This window comes from gamma proteobacterium symbiont of Axiagastus rosmarus (assembly GCF_059730925.1).
On the sequence record NZ_AP035925.1, the window covers coordinates 1,540,495 to 1,567,130 of the forward strand.

Consider the following 26,636-nt stretch of genomic DNA (forward strand, 5'->3'; position numbering starts at 1 on the left):
GTGTGGCGCATCATTCAATCCATTTGCAGGATCACTTTGCAGCAGGTGCGCGGGTCTTGTTCAAACAGCGTCATGGCGCGCTCGATCTGCGCCAGCGGGAAATAGTGGGTAACCAGTTTCTCTGGCTGGATCAGCCCCTGTTCCAGCCACGCAATCACCTGCGGGAAGCGGTTGCTGTTCAGGCGCGAGGTAAACAGCGACAGTTCTTTGCTGGTCAACGCCTGCTGCGTCAGGCTGCACGGCTCAGCAGAAAACCCGAGCAGGCCGATACGCGCTGCCGGCGAGGCCAGCGCCGCCGCTTCGGCGAGGATCGCCGGATGGCAGGCGGCGTCAATAATCAGCGTCGGCTGAACGCCTTCCAGCTGCGCCGCCAGCGGGACCTCGCTGTTGTTATACAGGCGATCGGCACCGTTTTGCTGCGCCAGCGCCAGCCGCTCCGGCAGGCGGTCGACCACCAGCACCTGCTGTACGCCGTACACGCCTTTCAGCACCTGAATGGCGGTCAGCCCCATCGGACCGGCACCGTAAATCAGCGCCACATCCTGTGGCTGCGGTTTGAGGAACGCCGTGATATTCGCGGCAATGGTGAAGGGCTCAACCAGGCTGGCGAGTTGGTCGGGAATGCTCGCCGGCAGGCGATGGGCATTTTTGGCTGGCGCCACCGCATACTCGCTGAAGCCGCCGTCGCGGTGAACGCCAATCACCTGCAGTGACTGACAGACATTAGGACGGCCAACGGAGCAGGGATAGCAGTGACCGCAGCTCACCACCGGATCGACCGCCACGCGTTCGCCCAGCCGGCTGGCATCAACGTCCTGTCCGACCGCGTCAATCACGCCGAAAAACTCATGGCCGATCACGCGCGGATAGCGGGCAAATGGATTGTGACCGTGCCAGATGTGCACATCAGAGCCACAGATGCTGGCAAATTTCACTTTTACCCGTACTTCATCAGCGGCGGGCTGCGGCAGCGCGCGCTCGTCCAGCAGCAGTATACCCGGTTGTTCAATCACCACACTTTTCATCATTCACTCCTGGCTGGTGGCCTGAAAGCGCGACACACCAGTAATAACGCGACAGTAATGATGAAAAAATACGCGCAATAATACTACCATACAAGTTGATGTTGCAGAGTTGTGAACACAATCACAGAGCGGATGGAGTAGTTGCAAAGAGAAGTTTCAGAATGGCGTTGCGGTGCGCATCACTGCGCACCCTTGGAAGTCTTCACCCGGTTACAGGGTCGCCATTCAGGGCGACCGGAATAAACGCAGCTAAATGACAGGCCTGCGGCGATCGACGGCACGCTCGCCGCGCAACATCACGGCCGCCGTAACGTCACCGCGCTGAGCGTGCGCCACAATAACTCTTTATCCTGCGATGACACGTTGCGCTGCTGAATGTCGCGCATAAATTCGGCCTTTTGCGGTGCCTGCAGCGTCGCGCCCTGTTTCAACTGCGCGGCAAGCTGCGTCAGAATCGCGTCGCTGTAATGACCAATGCTTTTGCGCACCTCATCCAGCGGACGCGGCTGCCAGTGCGGCTCCGGCGTTGCCAGCCAGTCGGCGCGATAGCGATACTGCACCGCTTTCGCCACATCCATCTGTGCCTGAATAAACGGCTGCACCGTGGCATCGTCCAGGCCCAGCTGACGCGCTTCCGCCAGGGCTTTGTCCAGCACCTTGCGCTCCTGACCCAAATCTTCAATCGGCTGATGATGCTGCGCTTTATAACCCGCCACATCCTTCATGTAAGACAAACGCGTGTTAATAAGCTGGCCCGGCGAAGGACTGCTGAGTTCTGCCGCGGCGGCGGAACAGCTGCAAATCAGCAGCGCTAACGTGGCCGATCGTAACTGCATTTCCATACTGATGCTCCCAATGTTCAACCCAGGCGCTGGATCTGCGCGAGGCTCAGGCTAAGACAAAATAATGACATGACAAAGTACAGGGTGAAAAATTATCTTGTTTTTTAATCTACCAACTAGTAGGTTTGTTTTCCAGCGCCTTTTGCCGCAATGTTATTGCGCTTTGGGTTGAATGATTTCTGGCACAGGGCTGCCGCTGAGGCAGCGCTTATCATCAAAAGGAACACTCCATGACGGTCTTATCACATCACAAACGCCTTTCACTGCTGATTGCCGGTTCACTGCTGGCCGGCACCACGCTGTCGCCGGTGATGGCGGCAGAGATGGCAGGGCAAAAAGTGCAGGTACGTGGCGTTGTTGAATCGGTAAACGGGCAGCAGCTCACTATCAAGTCACGCGAAGGATCGGAGGTCAGCGTGGCCATGAAGCCAGGCGCGATGGTGTCTGCGGTGGCGAAGGCCAGCATCAGCGACATTAAAAAAGGCGATTACGTGGGCATTGCCTCGCTGCCGAAAGCAGGCGGCGGAGATGGCGCGCTCGAAGTGCTGATTTTCCCGGCGCAGCTGAAAGGTGCAGGCGAGGGCAACTTCAGCTGGGATCTGAAGCCGGGCAGCTCAATGACCAACGCCACAGTCGCCAATAGCGTCACCTCGGTGGATAACAGCGAAGTGACGGTGAGCTATCACGGCCATCAGAAAAAAATTGCCATTCCGGCTGGTACGCCGGTGGTGACGCTGGCGGCGGCCACCCCGGATGACCTGAAACCCGGCACCACGGTGTTTGTTCCTGCCGAGAAGGGCGCCGACGGTAAGCTCACCGCAGGCAATATCATTGTCGGCAAAAACGGCGTAGTGCCGCCGATGTAATCCGGCTCCAGCCAGGCCTCGCCTGGCTGGTAAGGGGCTCGATGATGCAACAGCCTTCACCTTCCCACAGTAAAACGCTAATCCGTCGTCATTCGCTGCTGGTGCGCGTGACGCACTGGGTCAACGCCCTGTGTTTTGCCGTACTGCTGATGAGCGGACTGCAAATCTTTAATGCGCATCCACGTCTGTATGTCGGCCTGTATGGCGCGGACCATGAGCAGCCGGTGTTTGAAATCGGCAATCGTCAGCAGCAGGGATTTGTCCGGCTCGGCTCGCTGCAGCTCAATACCACCGGCGTGCTCGGTGTCTCGAAGCTGGAGGGCACGCTGACGGCGCGCGCGTTCCCCGGCTGGCTGACGCTGCCGTCGTGGCAGGATTTGGGAGCCGGTCGCCACTGGCACTTCTTTTTTGCCTGGCTGCTGCTGTTCAACGGCGTGATTTATCTGCTGCACGGTTTCTGGCACCGGCACTTTCGCCGCGATCTGTTGCCCGACCGTCAGCAGTTGGGCGCCCGTCATTTGTGGCAGGAGATTTGCGACCACGCCCGGCTGCGCTTCGCCCGCGGTGACGCGGCGCGGCGCTATAACGCGCTGCAGAAACTCAGCTATCTGCTGGTGATCTTCATACTGCTGCCGCTGATGCTGCTCAGTGGATTAACCCTGTCGCCAGCGCTGGATGCGGCGCTGCCGTTTTTACCCGATCTGTTTGGCGGCCGTCCGACGGCGCGCACGGTGCACTTTGTCACCGCCACGCTGCTGGTGCTGTTTGTGCTGGTGCATGTAGTGATGGTGCTGGTGTCAGGCGTGTTCAATAACCTGCGTTCGATGATCACCGGCCGTTACGCGATCGACAAAGAGGATACCCCATCATGAAAATCGAGCTGTCGCGTCGCCGCCTGCTGCTGGGTGCGCTGTCCGGCGCCGGCGCGGCGCTGCTGAGCGGTTGCGATCAACTGACGCAAAACGACACGGTCAGCGGCTGGCTCAATCAGACCGAGCGGCTGACGCGTGCCAGCCAGCGCCTGCTGGGCGGCCAGCGGCTGGCACCGGAGTTCAGCGAGGCCGATATTTCGCCGCTGTTCCGCGCCAACGGCACGCAAATGCCCGACTCCGACGAATATGCGCGTTTGCTGGCGAACGGGTTTGCCGACTGGCGGCTGCGCGTCACCGGGCTGGTGCAACAGCCGCTGAGTTTATCGCTCAGCGATCTGCAGCGGTTCCCCAGTCGCACACAGATTACCCGGCACGACTGCGTGGAGGGCTGGAGCGCGATTGGCAAATGGCAGGGCGTACCGCTCGGACTGGTGCTGGATGCGGCGCGCCTGCGGCCAGGTGCCCGCTACGTAGTGTTCCTGTGTGCCGACGAGCTGGAGCAGACGCTGGACGGCAGCGGGCGCTACTACGAAAGTATCGATCTGCAGGATGCGTGGCATCCGCAAACGCTGCTGGCCTACCGTATGAACGATCAGCCGCTGCCGGTTGCGCACGGTGCGCCGCTACGTCTCAGGGTCGAGCGCCAGCTCGGTTACAAGCACGCCAAGTATCTGATGGAAATTAAAGTGGTGGATTCGTTTGCCCAGCTGTGGGGCGGACGCGGCGGCTACTGGGAAGATCGCGGTTACGAGTGGTATGGCGGTATCTGAACGTCAGAACGCAGAAAAGCAAAAAGCCTGCTGTAAAAGCAGGCTTTTCTAAATCTGGCTCCTCTGACTGGACTCGAACCAGTGACATACGGATTAACAGTCCGCCGTTCTACCGACTGAACTACAGAGGAATCGTTTGGAACGGGGCGCATATTATCGGGCAGGCTGTGGCTTGTCAAAGCTCTTTTTCACAATTTTTTCTGACTGCTGAATAAAGCGTCAATTGCCCGACGCGGGCCCGCGCGATGGCGCGAATTAGCGCCAGCACTGCGCCTGATTGTGAGAGATGTCACCAATGCTATGCAAAATTACATTCTGATTTGTCGCTTCTGTCAGATACCTCGCATGTATGATCACAGATATTTCATTTCGCCGTTGTCGCCGCCCAAAACGAAACATATATTCCGTGAAACTCTTCCCCGTGAACCGCAGGTGCAGCATGAACAAAGTCAGAATCGGTATGATTGGCAGTGGATATATTGGGCGTTGTCACGCGATTGCCTATGCGCAGGCACCCACGGTGTTCGCCCTGAAGGGTGAGATTGTGCGTGAGATGCTGGCAGAGGTGAATCCGGTGCTGGCGGCGCAGCAGGCGGCGACGTTTGGCTTTGCCCGTTCGACGGGCGACTGGCGCGAGCTGGTGCGCGATCCGCACATCGACGTGGTCGATGTCTGCGCGCCCAATTTCCTGCACAAAGAGATGGCGCTGGAGGCGATTCGCCACGGCAAGCACGTCTACTCCGAAAAGCCACTGTCGCTCTCGGTGGCCGATGCCGAAGAGATGGTGCAGGCGGCAGAGCAGGCGGGAGTGAAAACCCTGGTGGGCTTCAACTACATGAAAAACCCCACCAGCCAGCTGGCGCGGGAGATTATTGCGCGCGGTGAGATCGGCGAGGTGGTGCACTTTTACGGCACCCATAACGAAGATTATCTGGCGCGCGCGGAGACGCCGCTCGACTGGCACTGCCAGAAAGCGCTGGCCGGTCTCGGCGCGCTTGGCGATCTGGCGGCGCATATCGTCAACATGGCGCACTATCTGGTCGGTGATATTGATGAGGTGAGCGGTGACATGATGACGGTGATCAAACAGCGACCAGATCCGAAGGCGCCGTCACGAATGTTGCCGGTGGAAAATGAAGATCAGGCCAGCGCGCTGCTGCGCTTCAAGAATGGCGCGCACGGCGTGATTGAAACCTCGCGTATCGCCTGCGGCAGCAAGATGGGGCTGACTTATGTGGTGACCGGCACTAAAGGCACGCTGCGCTACACGCAGGAGCGCATGGCTGAGCTGGAACTGTATCTGCACGACGATCCGGCCGGCCGCCAGGGCTTTAAAACCATTCTCACCGGTCCGGCGCACCCGGATTATGCCAGCTTCTGCGTCTCGGCTGGCCACGGCATCGGTTTCAACGATCAGAAAACGGTCGAGATTCGCGATCTGATCAACGGCATCGCCGCCGGCGATCGCATGTGGCCGGATTTTGCCGAAGGGCTGCAGGTGCAGAAGGTGCTGGAAGCGGTGGCGATTTCCGCCATGGAGCGCCGCTGGATGAAGGTGTGATGCAGAGCGTCAGCCGCAGACGCACGTAACCGGTCGCCATCAATGGCGACCCTACACTGTGCGTGCAGGGATGGCGAGCCTCACAGGGTGCGCATTTATGCGCACCGGGATAATGCAGGAATTTTCCAATGATTACGCCAGCAACGCACACTGTGGCGGCAGGCGGCAGCTCAACGCGCCGGGCTGCACCTCAATCACAAACTCGCTGCCGGACAGCGGCTCGCCGTCGAGGTTAAAGGTCATCTCATGCGGTGAACGGATGGTCAGTGACGTCAGCTGTGCCGCGACAATGTTCGGGTTTTCATCGTCGCGCGTCAGCGAGTGCAGCAGCGTTGGCAGCAGTTCCTGGGCGGTTACGATGCTGAGATTGAGCTGTCCGTCGTTGATCAGCGCTTCCGGACATAACCGCTGTCCGCCACCGGCCTGACGGCCATTGCCAATGCCAATCACCAGCGCGTCACCCTGCCAGTGAAAGCCCGGTCCGCTGATTTCGCAGCTGTCCGGCTTCAGCGCATCAACGCGCATCAGGCCATGAATAAAATAGGAGACGCCGCCCAGCGCCGATTTCAGTTTCTCCGGCGTTTCCGTAGTGATGCGTGTGCCAAAACCGCCGGTCGCCATGTTGATGAAGTAACGGTCGCCGTTCACCCGCGCCAGATCGATGGCCGTGGCTTTGCCCAGTACCGCCAGCCGCAGTGCCGCTTCCATTTCTGCCGGGATACCGGCGCTGGTAGCAAAATCGTTGGCGGTGCCAAGCGGTAAAATCCCCAGCACCGGCCGCTGCGCTGGCGGCAGGGCGGCCAGCGCGGTGGCAATCTCATTGATGGTGCCATCGCCGCCGCCAGCCACCACGGTTTCCGCCTGCAGCTGCAGCGCTTCCTGCACGTAGCGGTCACCGTCGCCTTTTTCCCAGGTCACGCGCACCGCCAGGTTAAAGCCTTCGTCGCGCAGGGTATTCACGGCGGCACGCAACTCTTCATTGCCTGCGCCTTTTCCATTCAGAATCAGCAAAGTGAGGGGTTTATTTTGCATTATCGCTTCCCTGATGAGTAAGACAGAGCTGTGGTTATAGCATAGCTGCGGCGGGAACTTTATCGGCGAACGATGAAAAAAGAAAACCCGCACGGGGGAGCCGGGCGGGTGAATGAGGTGGTTCCTGGTACTACCTGCTGTTTGTTGTTACTCGTTAGCAGCAGGCGCGATTCTAAAGCGCGGCGAAGCGGCGGTCTGTGATCCTGTTCTAACTTCGCCGTTTTCTTTTCATTTAGTGCGATTTTTACCGTGCGGATCGTAAGTGCTGTTACCGTCGGTAAAATTGCGCAGCAGCAGCGCATAGGCCAGATCGACCCCCTCCGGCACGCTGATCCAGACGCGATGACCATCTCCCGGAGCCACCTCAACCGCGGCACCCTTGTCATTCTGCATCGCCTGCAGCGTGCAGTTGAGATTGCCGTCCGGCGTCATGATCTCCACGCTATCGCCCAGCATGAATTTGTTCTTCACCGCCACCTGCGCCCACGTACCGCGCCGTTCACCGGTAAATTCACCAACAAACTGCTGACGCTCCGAAATGGAAAAACCCTGCTCGTAGTTTTGATAGCTGTCATGGGTGTGGCGACGCAAAAAACCTTCGGTATAGCCGCGGTGCGCCAGCCCTTCCAGCGTCTCCAGCAGTGCCGGATCGAAAGGTTTGCCGGCGGCCGCATCGTCGATTGCGCGGCGGTACACCTGCGCGGTGCGCGCGCAGTAGTAGAACGATTTGGTGCGGCCCTCAATTTTCAGCGAATGCACGCCCATCTGGCTCAGGCGTTCGACGTGCGCCACCGCGCGCAGATCTTTCGAGTTCATGATGTAGGTGCCGTGCTCATCTTCGAACGCGCTCATCACCTCGCCTGGCTTCATCTTCTCTTCCAGCAGGAATACCCGATCGGTAGGCTGACCGACGCCGAGCGTCGCGGGCTGCACCGCAACCGGCTGATGAAAGCCAACAATGTGGCCGACCTCATCCTGCTGGCCTTCGGCCACGTTATATTCCCAGCGGCAGGCGTTGGTACAGGTGCCCTGATTGGGATCGCGCTTATTCAGATAGCCAGAGAGCAGGCAGCGGCCGGAGTAGGCCATGCACAGCGCGCCGTGAACAAAGATTTCAATCTCCATCTCCGGCACCTGCTGGCGAATTTCGGCGATCTCCTCCAGCGACAGCTCGCGCGACAGAATCACGCGCGTCAGCCCCATCTGCTGCCAGAACTTCACCGTGGCCCAGTTCACCGCGTTAGCCTGCACCGACAGGTGAATCGGCATCTGCGGGAAGGCGTCGCGCACCAGCATGATCAGGCCGGGATCGGACATGATCAGCGCATCCGGCTGCATTTCGATGACCGGCGTCAGATCGCGGATAAAGGTTTTCAGCTTGGCGTTGTGCGGGGCAATATTCACCACCACGTAAAACTTCTTGCCGAGCGCGTGCGCCTCGCTGATGCCTTTAGCGAGGTTTTCATGGGTGAATTCGTTGTTGCGCACGCGCAGGCTGTAGCGCGGCTGGCCGGCATACACCGCGTCGGCGCCGTAGGCAAAGGCGTAACGCATATTTTTCAGCGTGCCTGCCGGCGAAAGCAGTTCGGGTTTAAGCATGGGGAGTTCTCACTGATGTCAGGTCAGCATGCCATCACGGATGGCACGTGCAGCGGCCGCGTCAGACGGCCCTGCAAAAGGTGGGGAATTGTAGGCAGGGCGACTCCCGATGTAAATTGACCTGGATCAATCTAAGCGGTTACAGCAGGCGGCCAACATCCGCTTCCCAGCGATATCCCATGCCGTACACGGCGCGAATAAACGGCTGTTCGGCATCAAGGTTCTCCAGCTTGCGCCGCAGGTTCTTGATGTGGCTGTCAATGGTGCGATCGGTGACCACGCGATAGTCGTCATACAGATGGTTCAGCAGTTGCTCGCGCGAAAACACTTTGCCCGGCTCCAGCGCCAGCGTTTTCAGCAGGCGGAACTCGGCAGGCGTCAGCTCCAGCGGCTGTTCGCGCCAGCTGGCCTGGAAACGTCCTTCATCGATCAGCAGATGCGAGGCCAGCTGCGCCTCTTCTGGCGAACGTCTCACCCGGCGCAGAATGGTTTTCACCCGCGCCACCACTTCACGCGGGCTGAAGGGTTTGCAGATATAGTCGTCAGCGCCAATCTCCAGCCCGAGCAGGCGATCAATCTCTTCCGTGCGTGCGGTCACCATGATAATCGGCAACTCGGAGAAGCGGCGGATTTCCCGACACAGCGTCAGGCCGTCACGGCCCGGCAGCATCAAATCCAGCAGCATCAGGTCTGGCGGCGTTTGTTGCACATAACTCAGTACCGCGTTGCCATCGGCGAGGTGATGCGTGCGGTAGTTTGACGCCTGCAGATAATCAATCATCAGCTGCGCCAGTTTGGGTTCGTCTTCCACAACAAGAATCAGGGGATCGCTATTTTCCGTGCTCATAAAGGGTGTCTAGTGAGGAACATACGGCAAGTTTAGCGTGATTTTCAGCCCACCTAAATCAGAGTCGGCCGCATTAATGCTGCCGTCATGCGCCTCAACAATATTCTTGCAGATCGCCAGACCGAGCCCGGAGCCGCCGCTGGCGCGATTGCGCGAGCTTTCGGCGCGGAAGAAGCGCTCAAACAGCTGTGCCTGCTGCTGACGCTCGACGCCCGGTGCACTGTCGGCAAACTGCAGCTGCCACTGCTCGCCGCTGAGCTGCATACTGAGCTGCACCGTGCCGCCGGCATCGGTGTAGCGCAGGCTGTTTTCCAGCAGGTTAGTAAACAGCTGCATCAGCCGGTCCGGATCGCCAAAGCTGCTGGCCTGCGCCGGCAGCATCAGGCTGAGCGTCAACCCCCGGCTGCGATAGCGTTCGCCAAAACTGCCCGCCACCACCTCCAGCAGACTGACCAGATCCACCGGCTGTTTGCGGTAGGCGAGGGCACCCGCGTCGGAGAGCGACAGCTGGTGCAGGTCTTCCACCAGCTGGGTCAGCAGCGCGACTTCGCTCTGCAGCGAACTGATGGCGTCGGGCGTCAGCTTGCGTACGCCATCCTGCATCGCCTCCAGCTCACCGCGCAAAATCGCCAGCGGCGTACGCAGCTCATGGGAAATATCGGCCATAAAGGCGCGCCGGTTGCTCTCGTTTTTCTCCAGCGAGCGCGCCAGCTGGTTGAAGTCGCGCGCCAACTGGCCAATTTCGTCGCTGCTGCCGACCTCCACCCGGGTGGTAAATTTGCCCGCCGCCAGCTGATGGGTGCCGTCCACCAGCCGTTTCACTGGCGCCAGCAGACCGCGCGCCAGTAGCCAGGTGACCAGCGCGGCCAGCAGCGTGGTGAGGCCGACAATCAGCCAGCTGGTCTGGCGCTGCTGATGGTCAAAGTTGATATCGGTGCTGCGCGTCAGTCGCTCAGCGGGCGACGCAATCACCCAGCCAACAATCTTGCCGTTGCTGGTGGTGATATTGCGGCGCGAGCCTTCCGGCGGCACCGGCGAGCGCGGGCCGGACAATATTTTGTACTGCTGATCGATAATCCAGAACTGGGTGCGCCAGCCGTGCGGCGGCAGCTGAGTGCCGCTGCCGGGATTCTGTTCCAGCGAGCGCAGAATGGTGAAAATCAGCCGGTCGTTGTTACGCAAAAAGTCCCAGCTACCGTGCTGTTCGTATTGATCGGCCAGCGCATCGCTCAGCAGCGTCAGGCGCTGCTCATTGCCCTTTTTGATGTAATCGACAAAGCCATGCTCAAAGCTGAGGCGCACGCCCCAGTGCATGGTGATGATCACCAGCATGCAGGTGGAAAAAATCGCCATAAACAGTTTGGCGCTGATGCCGAGTTTTACCGGCTGCTTCATCCTTTTCTCCTGCCTCTCAGGTCCACGTTTTTACTCACATCGGCGGGTACGCGCCAGAACACCAGCGCCGGCAGCGCAATCACCAGCGCCATGCACAAATAGGTGTACATGAAGGTTTGATGGGTCGCGGCGCTGTCGCTCACCGCGCCATGGCCGAAAGCGCCGAGCAGCAGACCGGCCACGGTGACGCCGATACTCATCGACAGCTGCATGATCATCGACAGCAGGCTGTTGCCGCTCGAGGCCAGCTCGTCCGGCAGCTCTTTCAGCGTCAGGGTATTCATCGACGAGAAGCGGATGGCATTGACCATGCCCTGCAACAGCAGCACCACGGGCAGCAGCCAGATCCAGCCGAGCAGCGCCACCACGGGAAACAGTAGCACCACCAGCGCCAGCGCCAGCGTGCCGCCCACCAGCGCGTTACGATAGCCAAACAGGTTTACGATGCGCACCACCACGCGTTTGATGCCCATGTTGCCCAGCACCATCGGGATCATCATCAGACCCGCGTGGAACGGGCTAAAGCCGAGACCCACCTGCAGAAAAATCGGCGTCATAAACGGCAGCATGCCGCTGCCGATGCGGCCGGTGAAGCTGCCGAGCAGGCCGATGGCGTAAATGCGGTTATCAAACAGCTTCAGGCTAAACAGCGCGTTATCGTTGTTGCGGCCGTGCATCAGGTAGAACAGCAGGGAAAACACCCCCAGCAGAATCAGCAGGCACAGCAGCAGCGGCGAGCCGCCGGCGCTGCGCTGGCCGTCGAGCGCCAGCGTCAGCGTAGCCATGCCGACCGCCAGCAGCACAAAACCGAGGAAGTCAAAGCGTCGCGTCTGCATGGTGTAGTTCGGCATCAGCAGCAGCGTGGCAATGGCACCGATGATGCCAACCGGAATGTTAATCAGGAAGATCCAGTGCCAGCTGGCATACTCCACCAGAATGCCGCCCAGCGCCGGGCCGAGCAGCGGGCCAATCTGGCCGGGCAGGGTGACAAAGGTCATGGCCGACATGTACTGCTCACGCGGCACGATCTTCATCACCGTCAGCCGGCCTACCGGCACCATCATCGCACCGCCGATGCCCTGAACCACGCGCGCCATCACCAGCTGGTCAAGTGACGTGGCGAAGGCACACAGCAGCGAACCGAGGCTAAACAGCACGATGGCGCAGAAGAAGATGTTGCGCACGCCAAAGCGGTCTGCCAGCCAGCCGCTGAGCGGCAGCGTGACCGCCACGGTGAGCACGTAGGAGACAATCACCGAGTGCATATGCAGCGGGCTGACGTTGAGATCGTGGGCCATCGCCGGAATCGCGGTGTTCACAATGGTGGTATCCAGCGTCTGCATAAAAAAGCCGAAGGACACAATCCACAGTTGCCAGCGGACGGTGGCGGTTTGTGCGTTCATGGTCATCCCGTGTTAACAGTTTCATCAGCCGCAGGTCGCGTAGCGGCGCGATTTATCGCGCGTTGAATTGCGCCGCTACGCTTAGTGCAAGTATGACGTTATGGCTCCGTTATCAACCGCGGCTGCTTTTTCCGACGGCGCAGTTTATCCATCATCAGGTACACCACCGGTGTGGTGTACAGCGTCAGCAGCTGGCTCATCACCAGCCCACCGGCAATGGTGATGCCCAGCGGCTGGCGCAGCTCCGCGCCGTCCCCGCTGGTCAGCACCAGTGGCAGCGCACCAAACAGCGCCGCCAGCGTGGTCATCAGAATCGGGCGGAAACGCAGCTGGCACGCCTGGAAAATAGCGTCGCGCGCCGACAGGTTGCCGTTGCGCTCCGCCTCCAGCGCGAAATCCACCATCATGATGGCGTTCTTTTTCACAATGCCGATCAGCAGCAGGATGCCGATCAGCGCAATCAGGCTGAACGGCGTATTAAACAGCTGCAGCGCCAGCAGCGCGCCGACGCCCGCCGAGGGCAGGGTAGAGAGAATCGTCAGGGGATGCACGTAGCTCTCATACAGAATGCCGAGCACGATATACACCGCGGCAATCGCCGCCAGCATCAGCCACAGCTGGTTCGACTGCGAATCCTGAAATACCTGCGCGGTGCCGGCGAAGCTGCCGCGCACGCTGGACGGCACGCCAATCGCCGTGATGGTGCGGTCAATGGCCTCTGACGCCTGCGACAGCGAGACCCCTTCCGGCAGGTTAAACGAGATGGTCGAGGCCGCCGACAGCCCCTGATGGTTGACCGACAGCGGCGCGTTGGCCGGCTGCCATTTGGCAAACCAGCTGAGCGGAATCGCTTTGCCGTCGCTGTTGATCACGAACATCTGATCCAGCGCGCTGACATCCTGGGTATAGCGCGGATCCACCTCCATCACCACTTTGTACTGATTCAGCGGCTGGTAGATGGTGGAGATTTGCCGCTGGCCGAAGGCGTTATTCAGCAGCGCATTGGCCGCCGACACGTCGATGCCGAGGCGAGCCATACTTTCGCGATCGTAAGTCAGCGCCATTTCGCTGCCGTTGTCCTGCTGATCCGAGTTCACATCGGCCAGTTCTGGCAGCGCGGCAAACGCCTGGCGGATTTTCGGCTCCCACTCACGTAAATCGGCGAGGTTATCCGACAGCAGGCTGTACTGATAGCTGGCGTTCGACTCGCGGCCGCCGACGCGAATATCCTGCACCGCATTGAGGTAGAGGTTGGCACCCGGTTCTTTCGCCAGCTTCACGCGCAGGCGGGCGATCACTTCCTGCGCGCTTTCGCTGCGTTCTGACAGCGGCTTGAGTGACACAAACATCGAGCCGCTGTTGGTGCGCGAGCCGCCAGTGAAGCCGGTGACGTTATCGACCGCCGGGTCAGCCTTGATGATGTTCATGAAATCCTGCAGCTTGCCGCGCATCGCCTGAAACGAAATGCTCTGATCGGCGGAGATAAAGCCGTTGAGACGGCCGGTGTCCTGCTCGGGCATAAAGGTTTTCGGGATGGCGATAAACAGCCAGATGGTCAGCCCGACGGTGCCGAGCAGCAGCAACAGCACCCAGATCGCGTGGTTCAGCACCCAGCCCAGCGAGCGCGCATAGCCCTGCTGCACCGCCAGCAGCACGCGGCCAAATCCGCGCGTGCGCGGCTGGCTGCGCTTCGCCTGTGGTTTCAGCAGATAAGCGCACATCATCGGCGTCAGGGTAATGGAGATAAACAGCGAGATGAGAATCGCCACCGACAGCGTGATGGCAAACTCCGAGAAGAAGCGGCCAATAATACCGCCAATCATCAGCAGCGGCAGGAACACCGCAATCAGCGACAGGCTCATCGACAGCACGGTAAAGCCCACCTCGCGCACCCCGGTGAGTGCCGCCTGCAGCGGCTTCATCCCAGCTTCGACGTGACGCGCGATGTTCTCCAGCACCACGATGGCGTCATCCACTACAAAGCCGGTGGCGATGGTCAGCGCCATCAGCGACAGGTTATTCAGGCTGAAACCGCACAGGTACATGGCGGCGAAGGTACCAATCAGCGATACCGGTACCGCCGCCGCCGGAATCAGCGTGGCGCGGCCGTCGCGCAGGAAGAAAAACACCACCAGAATCACCAGCGCCACGGCGATCACCAGCGACTGCTCCACTTCATGCAGCGAGGCGCGGATAGTGGGCGAACGGTCCTGGGCGATTTGCAGGTCGATAGCTGCCGGGATCACCTCATGCAGCTCCGGCATTTCCGCCCGGATGCGGTCGACGGTATCAATGATGTTGGCGTCCGGCGACTTGCGCACCACCAGCAGCACCGCCGGTTTGCCGTTGGTCATCCCGGCGTTGCGCACGTCCTGCACCGAATCCTGCACGTTCGCCACATCGCTCAGCCGCACCGCCGCGCCGTTGTTGTAATGCACCACCAGCGGCTGGTAGACGCTGGCGGTTTGCAGCTCATCGTTGGTCCGTACCTGCCAGCGCTGCTGGGTATCGTCGATGGCACCCTGCGGACGGCGCTGGTTGGCGTTGCTGATGGCGGTGCGCACTGCATCCAGCGACACGCCCTGATTAAACAACGCCTGCGGATTGAGGTCGACGCGCACCGCCGGCAGCGAACTGCCGCCCACTGTGACATCACCGACGCCATCAATCTGCGACAGCTTCTGTGCCAGTTGCGTCGACGCGTAATCATACAGCTGACCGGGATTATAAATGTCCGAGGTCATGGTGAGGATCATGATCGGCGCATCGGACGGGTTGGCTTTGCGGTAGGTTGGGCGATTGGGCATACCGGTCGGCAGCAGGCTCTGGGCGGCATTGATCGCCGCCTGCACGTCGCGCGCCGCGCCGTTGATGTCGCGGTCGAAATCAAACACCAGAATGATGCGCGTGCTGCCCAGCGAGCTGGTGGAGGTCATTTCACTGACGCCGGCAATGCGCCCCAGCGAGCGCTCCAGCGGCGTGGCGACCGAGGCCGCCATGGTTTCCGGCGACGCGCCGGGCAGCGAGGCCGAGATCAGAATCACCGGGAAATCCAGCTGCGGCAGCGGCGCTACCGGCAGCAGACGGAAGCCAAGGATGCCCGCCAGCGCAATCGCCAGCGTCAGCAGCGTGGTAGCAACCGGCCGATGGATAAACAGGGCGAAAAACTTCACGACTGCGCCTCCGTGCCTTTCAGACGCCGGCGCGTGGCATGGGCAAGGCGATCAAACAGCAGATAGATCACCGGAGTGGTAAACAGTGTCAGCACCTGGCTCAGCACCAGGCCACCGACCATGGCGATGCCGAGCGGACGACGCAGCTCTGCTCCGACGCCGGTGCTGAGCATCAGCGGCAGCGCGCCAAGCAGCGCCGCCAGTGTGGTCATTAGAATCGGCCGGAAGCGCAGCAGACAGGCCTGATAGATCGCCTCACGCGGCGCCATGCCCTGTTCACGCTCGGCGGCCAGCGCGAAGTCGATCATCATGATGGCGTTCTTCTTCACGATACCGATCAGCAAAATGATGCCGATGATGGCGATGATATCCAGCTCGTTGCCGCTCAGCATCAGCGCCAGCAGCGCACCAACGCCGGCGGTGGGCAGCGTCGACAGAATGGTAATCGGGTGGATGAAGCTCTCATACAGCACGCCGAGCACGATATACATCGCCACTACCGCCGCGACGATCAGCCAGATGGTGCTGGTCAGCGCTGCTTCAAACGCCAGCGTGCTACCCTGGAACTGCGTCATCATCTCGGCCGGCATGCCGACCTGATCTTCCGCCGTGGTGATCGCCTGCAGCGCATCGCCGAGCGAGTAGCCGTGCGCCACGTCAAACGAGAAGGTGGCCGACGGGAACTGGTCGAGGTGATTAATGCTCAGCGCAGCGTGGCGCTCTTCGACTTGCGCGATGGCGCTGAGCGGCACGCTGCCGCCGTCGCTGCTGTTCAGGCGAATCGCGTCGAGGCTGGCGAGACCGGGGGTTTGCGTGTTGTCCTGCTCCAGCACCACGCGATACTGATTGGCCTGGGTGTAAATCGTTGAGATCAGGCGCTGACCAAAGGCGTTGTACAGCGCATTATCAATGTCTGCCATGCTGATGCCGAGCCGGCTGGCGCTGTCGCGATCGACGCGCACAAAGGCTTCCAGCCCCTGATCCTGCCAGTCGCTGCTGACGTTGCGCAGCTGTGGCAAGGTGTTGAGCTGTGCCAGCAGTTTCGGCACCCAGCTGCCCAGCGACTCCAGCGAACCCGACTGCAGGGTAAACTGGTACGGCGTGCGGCTCGCCTGGGTATCAATGGTCAGATCCTGTACCGGCTGCAGCCACAGCGACACGCCGGGCAGGCGATCGATCGCCTGCTGCAGCCGCTGCTGCACCACCGGAATACGATCGTCACGCTGGTCCAGCGGTTTCAGGTTGATTTGCAGCCGCGCGCTGTTGAGCGCCGCGTTGGTGCCATCCACGCCGACGAACGAGGTCAGGCTCTGCACCGCCGGATCTTTCATAATGATCGACGCCACGTCGCGGGTGCGCTGCGCCATACTGGCGTAAGAGACCGACTGCGGCGCCTGCAGCGTGCCCTGAATGATGCCGTTGTCCTGCTGCGGAAAGAAGCCCTTCGGAATCACCACCCACAGCAGCACCGTCAGCAGCAGCGTGCCAAGCGCCACTGACAGCGTCAGCCACGGGTGGCGCAGCACGCGCGTCAGCCAGCGGCCATAGCCGGCAATCACCTTATCGAACATCGCCTCGCTGGCGCGGGAGAAGCGGTTCTGCCTGCGCAGCGATTCGGCGCTCAGCATGCGCGCGCACATCATCGGCGTCAGCGTCAGCGAGACCACCGCCGAGATCAGAATCGCCACCGCCAGCGTCACGGCGAACTCGCGGAACAAACGGCCAATCACATCGCCCATGAACAGCAGCGGAATCAGCACCGCGATCAGCGAGAAGGTGAGGGAGATAATGGTGAAGCCAATCTCACCGGCACCTTTCAGCGCGGCGGTCATCGGCTTTTCGCCTTTTTCGATGTAGCGCGAGATGTTCTCGATTACCACGATGGCGTCATCGACCACAAAGCCGGTGGCGATGGTCAGCGCCATCAGCGTCAGGTTATTGATCGAAAAGCCAAGGAAATACATGGCGGCAAAGGTGCCGACCAGCGACAGCGGCACCGCGACTGCCGGAATAATGGTGGCCGGGACATTGCGCAGAAACAGATAGATGATCATCACCACCAGCCCGATGGCCAGCATCAGCTCATGCTGGGTATCCGCTACTGAGGCGCGAATGTTGGTAGTGCGATCGGTGAGCAGTTTGACGTCAACCGACTTCGGCAGCGTGGCGGTCAGCGACGGCAGCAGCGCGCGGATGCTGTCAGCGGTAGCGATAATATTGGCGCCCGGCTGGCGCTGCACGTTCAGCACAATCGCCGGCTGACGGTTGGCCCAGGCGCCCAGCCAGCTGTTTTCTGCGCCCTGTTCAACCGTGGCGACGTCGCCCAGCCGCACCGGCGCGCCGTTGCTGTAGCTGACGATCAGCTTGCGGTAATCCTCCGCGGAGGTCATCTGGTCATTGGCTGACAGCGTGATGGAGCGCGTTGGGCCATCAAGACTGCCTTTCGCCGAATTGACGTTGGCGTTGCTGATGGCGGTGCGCACCGTCTCGCTGGTGAGGCCGAGGGCCGCCAGCGCCTGAGCGTTCATCTTCACCCGCACTGCCGGGCGCTGGCCGCCGGAGAGCGTGACCAGACCGACGCCGGAGACCTGGGAAATCTTCTGCGCCACCCGCGTTTCCACCATGTCCTGCACCTGCGTCAGCGGCATGCTGGTGGTGGTAACGGCCAGCGTCATGATTGGCGGATCGGCCGGATTCACTTTGCTGTACACCGGCGGATTTGGCAGATCGTTAGGCAGCAGGTTAGTGGCAGAGTTGATCGCCGCCTGCACTTCCTGTTCGGCAACGTCGAGCGCCAGCGTCAGCTGGAACTGCAGCGTAATCACCGAGGCACCGCCGGAGCTTTGCGACGCCATTTGCTTCAGGCCGGACATCTGCCCGAACTGACGCTCCAGCGGCGCGGTAATCGACGAGGTCACCACATCCGGGCTGGCGCCGGGATAGAGCGTGACGACCTGAATGGTCGGGTAATCGACTTCCGGCAGCGCGGAAACTGGCAGGAAGCGATAGCCCAGCACGCCGGCCAGCAAAATTGCGATCATCAGCAGCGTGGTGGCCACCGGGCGCAGAATAAACTGGCGTGACGGGCCGCCGCTGGCGTCGGGAGGCATCACCTGCATTATTGACGTTCTCCGCGAGCCGGTTGCGCCGCGCGCGTGCTGTGCGTGGCGGTACTCTGTGCGGCGACAATTTCCACCGTGGCGCCTTCGGTCAGGCGGTCGAGACCGTCGGTGACCACGCGCTGACCGGCCTGCAGCCCGGCATCAATCACCACTTTCTGGCTATCCTGCAGCCCGGCGGTGACACGTTTCTTGCTCACTTTGTTATCGCTGTTCACCACCCAGACAAAGTGGCCGTCGTTGCTCATCTGCAGCGCGGCGGTCGGGATCACCACTGCGTTTTGCAGCGTATCCACCTTCAGCCGGGCATTAACAAACTGATTGGGAAACAGGGCGTCGTCCTGATTGCTGAAGCGCGCCTTGAGTTTAATGGTGCCGGTGGTGACATCGATCTGGTTATCAATGCTCAGCAGCGCACCCGTGGTCAGCAGGGTTTTATTGCTGCGATCCCAGGCTTCAACCGGCAGCGGCTGGCCGCTTTTCTGGGCTTTCAGGATCTGGCTGATATTGTTCTCGGCAACGCTGAACACCACGTCAATCGGGTGCGTCTGGGTGATCACCACCAGACCATTGGTATCGCCGGCGGTAATGTAGTTGCCGACATCCACCTGCTTCAGCCCGACGCGTCCGGCAATCGGCGCGGTGATGCGGCTGTAGGTCAGATTGAGCTGCGCGCTGGCCACATTGCCTTCGTCGGCTTTGATGGTGCCGAGGGTTTCACTGACCAGCGAGCGCTGGGTATCCAGCTCCTGCTGCGACACCAGCGAGGTTTTCGCCAGCTTTTCATAACGGCTGAGGTCGCGGCGCGCATTAGCCAGCGTCGCCTGATCTTTGGCCAGCTGGCCCTGCGCCTGGGTGAGCGCTACCTGCCATGGGCGGGGATCGATTTCTGCCAGCAGCGCGCCGGCCTCCACCTGCTGACCTTCCGTGAAGTGCAGCGCCATCAGCTGGCCGTCGACCCGGCTGCGCACCGTAACGGTGTTGGCCGCGGTGACGGTGCCGAGTCCGCTGAGGTAATAGGGCACGCTTTCGGTGGTCGCGGTTGCGGCCTGCACCGGTGCCAGCGGACGGCGTCCACCGCCGTTGTTGCCACCGCGTCCGTGATGCGGCTGGCCATCAGCCTGGGTAGCCTGCGCAGGCTCGGCCGGATGCTGCCACCAGTAGTAAGCGCCCGCCAGCGCAGCCAGTACCACCACGCTAATCAGGCCTGTTTTTAATCGTTTATTCATTGCTCTGTGTGCTCTCCGGCGGTTTCGTTTTCCCCACATGCGCGCGCAAACGAACCGCGGCGCAAACGAAATGATTGTAGTCGCCCGGGCCGGGCAAAAATTGAAGGAATTAAGAATATCGCCCCGGGCACGCTAAGTATTCATATTCAGTAAATATTTTGGCAGCAATACGCATAAGCGTGACTTTTTCCTTTGCTAAGCTGAATGACAGACCAGTCTCGTTTCACTAAGGAGGATCACATGCGTCAACACAAAACCCGTCAGCTGGGCGACAGCGGTATCAGCGTGCCGCTGCTGACGTTTGGCGGCAACGTTTTTGGCTGGACCGTCGATGAAAAAACCTCGTTTTCACTGCTCGACGCGCTGGTGGAAAAGGGGCTGTTCTTCATTGATACCGCAGACGTTTACTCACGCTGGGCGCCGGGCAACGCCGGCGGTGAATCGGAAACCATCATCGGTAAATGGCTGAAAAAAAGCGGTAAGCGCGACAGTATCGTGCTCGCCACCAAGGTAGGCATGGAGCTGACGCCGGAGAAAACCGGGCTGAAACCGGCCTATATCCGCCAGGCCGTGGAAGATTCGCTGCGCCGCCTGCAGACGGATGTCATCGATCTGTACCAGGCGCACCGTGATGACGACAGCACGCCGCTGGTGGAGACGCTGAAAGCCTTCGACTCGCTGATCAAAGAGGGCAAAGTGCGGGCTATTGGTGCGTCCAACTACAGCGCGCAGAGCCTGCAGGAAGCGCTCGACATCAGTAAGCAGGAGGGACTGGCGCGCTATGAAACCCTGCAGCCGGAGTACAACCTATACGATCGTCAGGAGTATGAAAGCGGACTGGAGCAGGTGGCGGTGAAAAACGGTCTCGGCGTGATTAACTACTACTCGCTGGCCAGCGGTTTCCTGAGCGGGAAATACAAAAAGCCGGAAGACGCCAGCAAAAGCGCGCGCGGCCAGGGCATTGTAGAAAAATATCTCAACGAGCGCGGTAAGCGCATCATTGAAGCGCTGGAAGATGTCGCGGCCTCGCACGACGCCTCGGCTACACAGGTGGCGCTGGCGTGGCAGATTGCGCGACCGAGCATCACGGCACCGATTGTCAGTGCCACCTCGCTGCAGCAGCTGGATGAGCTGGTGAAAGCCACTGAGCTGGAGCTCAGCAAGCAGGAGATTGAAGAGCTGGCCAGCGCCAGCAAGCCGTAACGCGAAGCGGGACGCTGCGGCGTCCCGTCACGTAATAATTTTTTCGCCACGCAAAAAATGCCTTTTTCCTCCAGAACATATCCATTCATCGATCGCTGTCACAATTGCGTTAAGTCACTGTCACCTTTGCACTCACTGCGCACAGATTTGCAAAAACTGACATAACCTCAGCATTATTCTCTGCCCGTTCCTCTCCGGAAATTCACAGAAGAATAATCATCATGAACAGAAAAAAAGCAGTGCAGCATATGCCTCGCCTGGCAGCGGGCACCCTGATGTTTGCCATGTTGAGTGCGTCGGCGGTGGCAGCCGATGCGTTCAGCTACGATTCCCCCTACATGTTTGGCGACTGGGGCGGTAACCGAACGCAGCTGGAAAACGACGGCGTGAAGTTCGACGTTAACTACACCATGGAAAGTGCCTCGAACCTGGGCGGCGGTGCCGATACCAACACCTCGATGCGCTACAGCGATCAGTGGGCGTTTGGCCTGAATCTTGACCTGCAAAAACTGCTCGACTGGCAGGATGCGCAGTTCCAGATGACCATTACCGACCGTAACGGTCGCAATATCTCCGATCAGGTGGCAGACCGCCGTACCGGCATGCTGTCATCGGTGCAGGAAGTGTACGGACGTGGCCAGACCTGGCGTCTGACGCAGTTCTGGCTCAGCAAAGGGCTGTTTGATAACACCGTCAACCTGAAAGCCGGTCGCGTTACCGTCGGGGAAGATTTCGACAACTTTGACAGCAAGTTCCAGAACCTTGCATTCGGCAGCGGCCAGGCGGGTAACTGGCGCGGCGACCGCTGGTTTAACTGGCCGGTTTCCCAGTGGGGCGGGCGCGTGAAGGTTAACTTCACGCCGGAAGTGTTCTTCCAGGTGGGCTTCTACAACCAGAACAGTGCCAACTACGATCGCGGTGACGGTTTCCGTCTGGACACCAGCAACTCCGAAGGCAATCTGGTGCCGGTGGAACTGGGCTGGAAACCGACCTTCGGGCCGGCCAACCTTCCGGGTAACTACCGCATTGGTTACTACTACTCGTCGGCCAACGGCGATAACTACGGCAGCTGGCGCGATGGCGCTTATCAGAGCAAGGATCACGCCTACGGCGGCTACGTGCTGTTACAGCAGCAGTTGACCGCGCAGGGCGGCGATGCCAGCCGCGGCCTCGGCGTGACGGTGCAGGCGGTGATGAACGATCACAAAACCTCGAAAACCGACAACTATCAGTCGATCAGCTTTACCTGGAAAGGGCCGTTTGATGCGCGTCCGCAGGATGAGATTGGCGTCGGCGCGGCGCGTATTCACGTCAACAGCGCGTATACCCGTTCGCTGCGTCAGCAGAATGATGCCAACGGCGAAACTGATTTCGACAGCCCAACTTATCTGCCGATTCAGGATGGTTCCGAGTACAACTACGAGGTTTATTACAATGCGCAGCTGACCAAATGGCTGCAGCTGCGTCCAAACCTGCAATACGTGGTGGCACCGGGTGCGGTGAGCGAAGTGAAAGATGCGTTTGTGGGTGGGATCAGTGCGAACGTGAATTTCTAATCTGGCAGAATGTGTGACTTTTCCCTCTCCCTTTGGGAGAGGGCAGGGTGAGGGGAAAATCGCACGGAGCTGTCTGGCCCTCACCCTAACCCTCTCCCGCAAGCGGGAGAGGGAATTATCTGAACATCACTTCGGCCCAGCGCGCCAGGCCGGCGGTCACCGAGCCGAAATCATCGCCGCTGGCGATGGGCGTGTCGGGCAGTGCCTGCTGCAGCGCGGCGCGCAGGATCGGCGAACGGGCGCTGCCGCCGGTAAGGTAAATCACCTCCGGACGGGTGTCACAACTGGCCAGCGCCAGCTGCACCTGCTCAAGAATGCGCGCCAGCGGCTGATTGATCGCCTCTTCCAGCTGCGCGGCGCTGATCTCCGCCTGCAGCGTTTGCGCAATAAACGCCAGCGAGGCCGCAGTCTCGCGCTGATCGGAGAGCGCAATCTTGCTCTCTTCCGCCGCGCGCACCAGCCGGTAGCTCAGCTTCTGCTGCCATACTTTCAGCAGATGCGCGACTTTATCGCCCTGTTCGGCATCACGCACCAGATCGCGCAGCAGCTTACCGCTGGCGGCCGAGTAGAAGTCGCTTTGTGCCGGCACATCGTTAATCGCCACCGCGTTCCACCACGGCAGCGCGGGCAGGGCAGTGCCCTTCAGCGTGTTACCGCCCAAACCCAGCAGCGGCATCAGCGTTTTGAATGCCAGCATGATATCGAGGTCGTTACCGCCGACGCGGCAGCCGCTGTGGCCAAGCAGGCTGGCACGGCGATCGGACTGATTACGCCACTGCGGCCCCATCAGCAGCATGGAGCAGTCGGTGGTTCCGCCGCCGATATCCACCACCAGCACGCGTGTCTCCTGCTGCAGCGTGGCTTCAAACTCCAGACCGGCGGCAACCGGCTCGAACTGAAACTCGACGTCGCGGAACCCGGCACGCTGTGCGGCACGCAGCAGAATGCCCTGCGCCTGCTGGTTGGCATCTTCACCGCCCAGTCCCTGGAAGTTGATTGGCCGGCCAATCACGGCCTGGTCAATCGGTTGATCGAGCTGGGTTTCACCCTGCTGGCGAATGTGCAGCATCATGGCGCACACCAGATCTTCGAAGAAGGCGATCTGCTGGGGTTTCAGGCCACTGGCGCCGAGGAACGACTTCGGCGATTTGACGAACCACACCTCTTCCGGATCAACCATATAGTGCTGCAGCGCGGTCAGACCAAACTGCACGCTGGCAGGCGTTACCTCGATATCCTCTTCGCGGTTATAACGCAGCGCGCGCTGCAGCAGCGCGGTGCTTTCGCTGTCTGGCGTTGGGACCTGATGATGGCGGTGCAGCCATTCACTGATGGCTTCGCGCGTGGGCGCGCAAATCATGGAGGGAAGCAGGCGCTGACCGTTTTCCAGTGTCAGTAACCGCGGTGTGCCGCTATCCGTTACCGCGATGGAACAGTTAGCCGTGCCGTAGTCGAATCCGATAAACATTGTATCCCCCATGCCAGAAAAAAGGGGGCGACTTTAGCGCAGCCAACGCGGGCTGGCAATGGGCAGCGCCGCAGTTTATCCCTGAACTTCCTGGTAAACCTGATACTGGCCGCGCCCGGCGTGTTTGGCGCTGTAACAGGCGACATCGGCCTGCGACATCACCACATTGCTGATGCAGTTATGCTGATCGATTTGCGTGATACCGGCGCTGGCGCCGACGTGATACGGCCGGTCCTGCCAGATAAAGGTAAAGTCATGCACCGCGCTGACGATGCCCTGCACCACCTCGCGCACCTGGTCAACATTGCTGTAGGGCAGCAGCAGGCCAAATTCGTCACCGCCGAGGCGCGCCAGCACATCGCTATTGCGCAAGTGCTGCTGCATGAGATCGGCCAGTGCGCGCAGCAACGCATCGCCAGCGGCATGGCCGGCGGTATCGTTGACCGCTTTAAACTTATCCAGATCGATAAACACCAGCACGTGCTCGCTGTGATGCGCGGCGGCGTCATTCACCAGTCGCTTCAGCTGCTGTTCAAAGCTGTGACGGTTCGGCAGGCGCGTCAGCATATCGTGGGAGGCGCTGTAGCTCAGGCGTTTCATCATGCGGCGCGACTCGCTGACGTCATGAATGACCATTACGGCACCAATGTCGCTGCCGGTCAGGGTTTTCAGCGGCGTGATGCTGTAGTGAATCTCGACCTGGGCACCATCCGGGGTATGCAACACCAGCTCCTCTTCCAGGTCCGGTGTGGTTTTGCTGGCGGGCAGGCTGCACAGCAACAGATTCTCCACGCGCGGCCCCTGCGCACCACGCGTAATCGTCAGTAGTTCGCTCAGCGCCACGCCAGCCGCTTTCGCCTGCGGCCAGCCGCTCAGCGTCTCGGCCACCGGATTCATGAAGGTCACCCGCATCTCATCGTCAGTACAAATCACCGCTTCACCGATCGAGTCGAGGGTGATGGCCATACGTTCCTTCTCCTGGAACAGCGCTTCATTCAGCGTACGTAGCGAGGTGATGTCCTGGCAAATGCCGAGCATGCGTTCGATCTGCCCATCCTTGCTGATGATGCTATTGGCCTCGGAGCGCACGTAGCGCACGCCCTGCGGCAGATTGATGCGGTACTCCAGCTGAAAGGCGCTGCGGCGTTCAATCGCCTGCTGAATGGTGAGCGCGGCCGCTTCACGTTCCTGAACATCGACCAGATGCAGCCACAGGTCGTAGCTCGGCACCCGGTGCGGCTCCAGCGCAAATAACTCGTACATGCGCTTGTCCCATAACATCTCGCCGTTTAGCAGGTTCCACTCCCACACGCCGATGCCGCCCGCTTCGTTGGCCAGCGTAATGCGCTCCATCAGCCGCTGGTTGACCTGCTCGCTCTGCTTCAGCTCGGAGATATCCACAATCTGCGCGATAAAGTAGAGCGGTTGCAGCCGCGCATCACGCACCATCGAGACTGTGAGGCGCGCCCAGACGATCTCGCCATCTTTGCGGAAATAGCGCTTCTCCAGGGTATACGTCAGGATCTCACCGGCGATCAGCCGCTCCAGCTGCTGCAGGTCGCTGTTGAGATCGTCCGGATGGGTGATCTGCTGAAAGGTGAGTTTTTTCAGCTCTTCCGCCGCGAAGCCCAGCGTGCGGCACAGCGACTGGTTGACCTGCTGCCAGCCGCCTTCCGGTGATACCAGCGCCATGCCGATGGCGGAATACTCCATAGCGTTGCGGAAGCGGGTTTCGCTTTCGCTGATGTGGTGCTTTTCACGCTGGAAGGCATCCATCACCAGCGACATTACGTGGCTCGGCAGCAGCACCAGCAGAAACGGCAGCCAGGTGCTAACCTGGCCGAGCAGCAGATCGTTGCGCGCCAGGTTGACCCAGTCGAGCGCCAGCAGCAGCGAGATAAAGCTGGCGTTAAGGAAAAACAGCAGAAAGGCTTCGAATTTGGGCAGGCGCACCGCGCACCAGAACAGAATCACCACGATAAAGGTAAACGGCCATGGCAGAAAGCGTAGCGCCAGATAGCTGGCCAGCAGCGTGACGATCAGCGTGAGCAGCGTCTCCAGCTGACGTTCCGGCGTGATCAGCTGGCGCAGCGGTTTATCAGGCCACAGCAGCAGCACCGGACCGAAGGCCAGCACGCCAATCACTTCAGAGATCACCCAGGTGGAGAAAAACGGCAGCGAGGCGTGGCCGTCGACGTGCAGCATCCATAGCGCCACCACGCCGCCCAGCAGCGGCGCGATCAGGCCCGCAGCCAGCGCAAAGCGTATCCAGTCGGCCAGTGAGTTGAGCGGGGCTTTGCGGTCGAGCAGCGCGCGCAGCATCAGCCCGCCGAGGATGGCCTGCACCATATTAAGGATGGCGAATTTGACATTGCTCAGGGCTGGGCCGATCACCAGCAGATTGGCCAGCGCCGTGCCGAGCACGCAGCTGGCCAGCAGCAGCGGTACCTGTCGCGAGGGCGCGCGGAACACCACGACGGTCATTAACGCGGTGGAGTACCAGAGCGGGGAAATGCGGCCGCTGACGACAATCAGTTCCAGACAGAACAGCGTCAGTAAAAATGCCAGCGCGCAAAGCAGCAGGGCGCTGAGCCACTTTTTTTGCGGATTATCCTGCGAGGTTACTATCTCAAGAGTCATGCACGAATCCAGCAGCGCGCATTGATTACTCGAAGA

18 protein-coding genes and 1 tRNA gene are annotated in these 26,636 nt (G+C 60.4%); 6 read left to right on the forward strand and 13 right to left on the reverse strand.

Annotated features, from left to right (window positions below):
- Positions 1-14 precede the first annotated feature (14 nt).
- A complete protein-coding gene (locus tag AC6I8F_RS07090) occupies positions 15-1,025 on the reverse strand; it encodes a Zn-dependent oxidoreductase (protein WP_498028789.1) in 1,011 nt (336 codons plus the stop codon).
- A 296-nt stretch (positions 1,026-1,321) separates the two neighbouring features.
- Positions 1,322-1,867, reverse strand: a complete 546-nt coding sequence (locus AC6I8F_RS07095; protein WP_058780335.1) for a chorismate mutase — start codon at positions 1,865-1,867, stop codon at positions 1,322-1,324.
- Between the two features lie 230 nt (positions 1,868-2,097).
- Between AC6I8F_RS07095 and AC6I8F_RS07100 the strand changes: the two genes are divergently transcribed.
- From AC6I8F_RS07100 to AC6I8F_RS07110, 3 genes are read left to right on the forward strand one after another with little or no spacing between them, the layout of a single operon-like run.
- Positions 2,098-2,733 carry a hypothetical protein gene (locus tag AC6I8F_RS07100; protein WP_498028670.1) on the forward strand — a complete coding sequence of 212 codons (636 nt, stop codon included), beginning with the start codon at positions 2,098-2,100 and terminating at the stop codon, positions 2,731-2,733.
- Between the two features lie 44 nt (positions 2,734-2,777).
- Positions 2,778-3,605, forward strand: coding sequence for a cytochrome b/b6 domain-containing protein (locus AC6I8F_RS07105; protein WP_498028790.1), 828 nt, complete (start codon positions 2,778-2,780; stop codon positions 3,603-3,605).
- Positions 3,602-4,375: a molybdopterin-binding protein gene (locus AC6I8F_RS07110; RefSeq protein ID WP_021509306.1), complete on the forward strand. Its 774-nt coding sequence runs from the start codon at positions 3,602-3,604 to the stop codon at positions 4,373-4,375. Before AC6I8F_RS07105 ends, AC6I8F_RS07110 begins: the two co-directional genes overlap by 4 nt.
- A gap of 55 nt (positions 4,376-4,430) precedes the next feature.
- Here the strand turns inward: AC6I8F_RS07110 and AC6I8F_RS07115 are convergent.
- A tRNA-Asn gene (locus AC6I8F_RS07115) sits at positions 4,431-4,506 on the reverse strand.
- A 308-nt stretch (positions 4,507-4,814) separates the two neighbouring features.
- Between AC6I8F_RS07115 and AC6I8F_RS07120 the strand changes: the two genes are divergently transcribed.
- Positions 4,815-5,936, forward strand: coding sequence for a Gfo/Idh/MocA family protein (locus AC6I8F_RS07120; protein WP_498028671.1), 1,122 nt, complete (start codon positions 4,815-4,817; stop codon positions 5,934-5,936).
- A gap of 132 nt (positions 5,937-6,068) precedes the next feature.
- Here the strand turns inward: AC6I8F_RS07120 and yegS are convergent, their stop codons facing one another.
- From yegS to AC6I8F_RS07160, 8 genes are all read right to left on the reverse strand, one after another.
- Entirely contained in the window at positions 6,069-6,968 is a 900-nt protein-coding gene (gene yegS / locus AC6I8F_RS07125; RefSeq protein ID WP_058757280.1) for a lipid kinase YegS, read from the reverse strand.
- 228 nt (positions 6,969-7,196) lie between these two features.
- Entirely contained in the window at positions 7,197-8,567 is a 1,371-nt protein-coding gene (gene trhP, locus AC6I8F_RS07130; RefSeq protein ID WP_498028672.1) for a prephenate-dependent tRNA uridine(34) hydroxylase TrhP, read from the reverse strand.
- A gap of 139 nt (positions 8,568-8,706) precedes the next feature.
- Positions 8,707-9,414, reverse strand: a complete 708-nt coding sequence (gene baeR, locus AC6I8F_RS07135) for an envelope stress response regulator BaeR (protein WP_498028673.1) — start codon at positions 9,412-9,414, stop codon at positions 8,707-8,709.
- A gap of 9 nt (positions 9,415-9,423) precedes the next feature.
- A complete protein-coding gene (gene baeS, locus AC6I8F_RS07140; RefSeq protein WP_058757282.1) occupies positions 9,424-10,809 on the reverse strand; it encodes an envelope stress sensor histidine kinase BaeS in 1,386 nt (461 codons plus the stop codon).
- Complete coding sequence (gene mdtD / locus AC6I8F_RS07145) at positions 10,806-12,212, reverse strand: multidrug transporter subunit MdtD (RefSeq protein WP_498028674.1); 1,407 nt, start codon at positions 12,210-12,212, stop codon at positions 10,806-10,808. Before mdtD ends, baeS begins: the two co-directional genes overlap by 4 nt.
- 98 nt (positions 12,213-12,310) lie before the next feature.
- A complete protein-coding gene (gene mdtC / locus AC6I8F_RS07150; protein WP_021509313.1) occupies positions 12,311-15,385 on the reverse strand; it encodes a multidrug efflux RND transporter permease subunit MdtC in 3,075 nt (1,024 codons plus the stop codon).
- Positions 15,382-18,504, reverse strand: coding sequence for an MdtB/MuxB family multidrug efflux RND transporter permease subunit (locus tag AC6I8F_RS07155; protein WP_371221157.1), 3,123 nt, complete (start codon positions 18,502-18,504; stop codon positions 15,382-15,384). The genes mdtC and AC6I8F_RS07155 overlap by 4 nt, the downstream gene beginning before the upstream one ends.
- Complete coding sequence (locus tag AC6I8F_RS07160; RefSeq protein ID WP_088516600.1) at positions 18,504-19,733, reverse strand: MdtA/MuxA family multidrug efflux RND transporter periplasmic adaptor subunit; 1,230 nt, start codon at positions 19,731-19,733, stop codon at positions 18,504-18,506. The genes AC6I8F_RS07155 and AC6I8F_RS07160 overlap by 1 nt, the downstream gene beginning before the upstream one ends.
- Before the next feature lie 240 nt (positions 19,734-19,973).
- On the opposite strand from AC6I8F_RS07160, the gene AC6I8F_RS07165 reads away from it, so the two are divergent.
- Together AC6I8F_RS07165 and AC6I8F_RS07170 are read left to right on the forward strand one after the other, a co-directional pair.
- Entirely contained in the window at positions 19,974-20,936 is a 963-nt protein-coding gene (locus AC6I8F_RS07165) for an aldo/keto reductase (RefSeq protein WP_498028675.1), read from the forward strand.
- A 221-nt stretch (positions 20,937-21,157) separates the two neighbouring features.
- Positions 21,158-22,492: a carbohydrate porin gene (locus AC6I8F_RS07170; protein ID WP_021509317.1), complete on the forward strand. Its 1,335-nt coding sequence runs from the start codon at positions 21,158-21,160 to the stop codon at positions 22,490-22,492.
- A gap of 115 nt (positions 22,493-22,607) precedes the next feature.
- Here the strand turns inward: AC6I8F_RS07170 and yegD are convergent, their stop codons facing one another.
- Both yegD and AC6I8F_RS07180 read right to left on the reverse strand, forming a co-directional pair.
- On the reverse strand, positions 22,608-23,960 hold the full coding sequence (yegD, locus tag AC6I8F_RS07175; protein ID WP_021509318.1) for a molecular chaperone: 1,353 nt from the start codon (positions 23,958-23,960) through the stop codon (positions 22,608-22,610).
- Between the two features lie 75 nt (positions 23,961-24,035).
- Positions 24,036-26,600, reverse strand: a complete 2,565-nt coding sequence (locus AC6I8F_RS07180; protein WP_394521590.1) for a diguanylate cyclase — start codon at positions 26,598-26,600, stop codon at positions 24,036-24,038.
- Positions 26,601-26,636 lie beyond the last annotated feature (36 nt).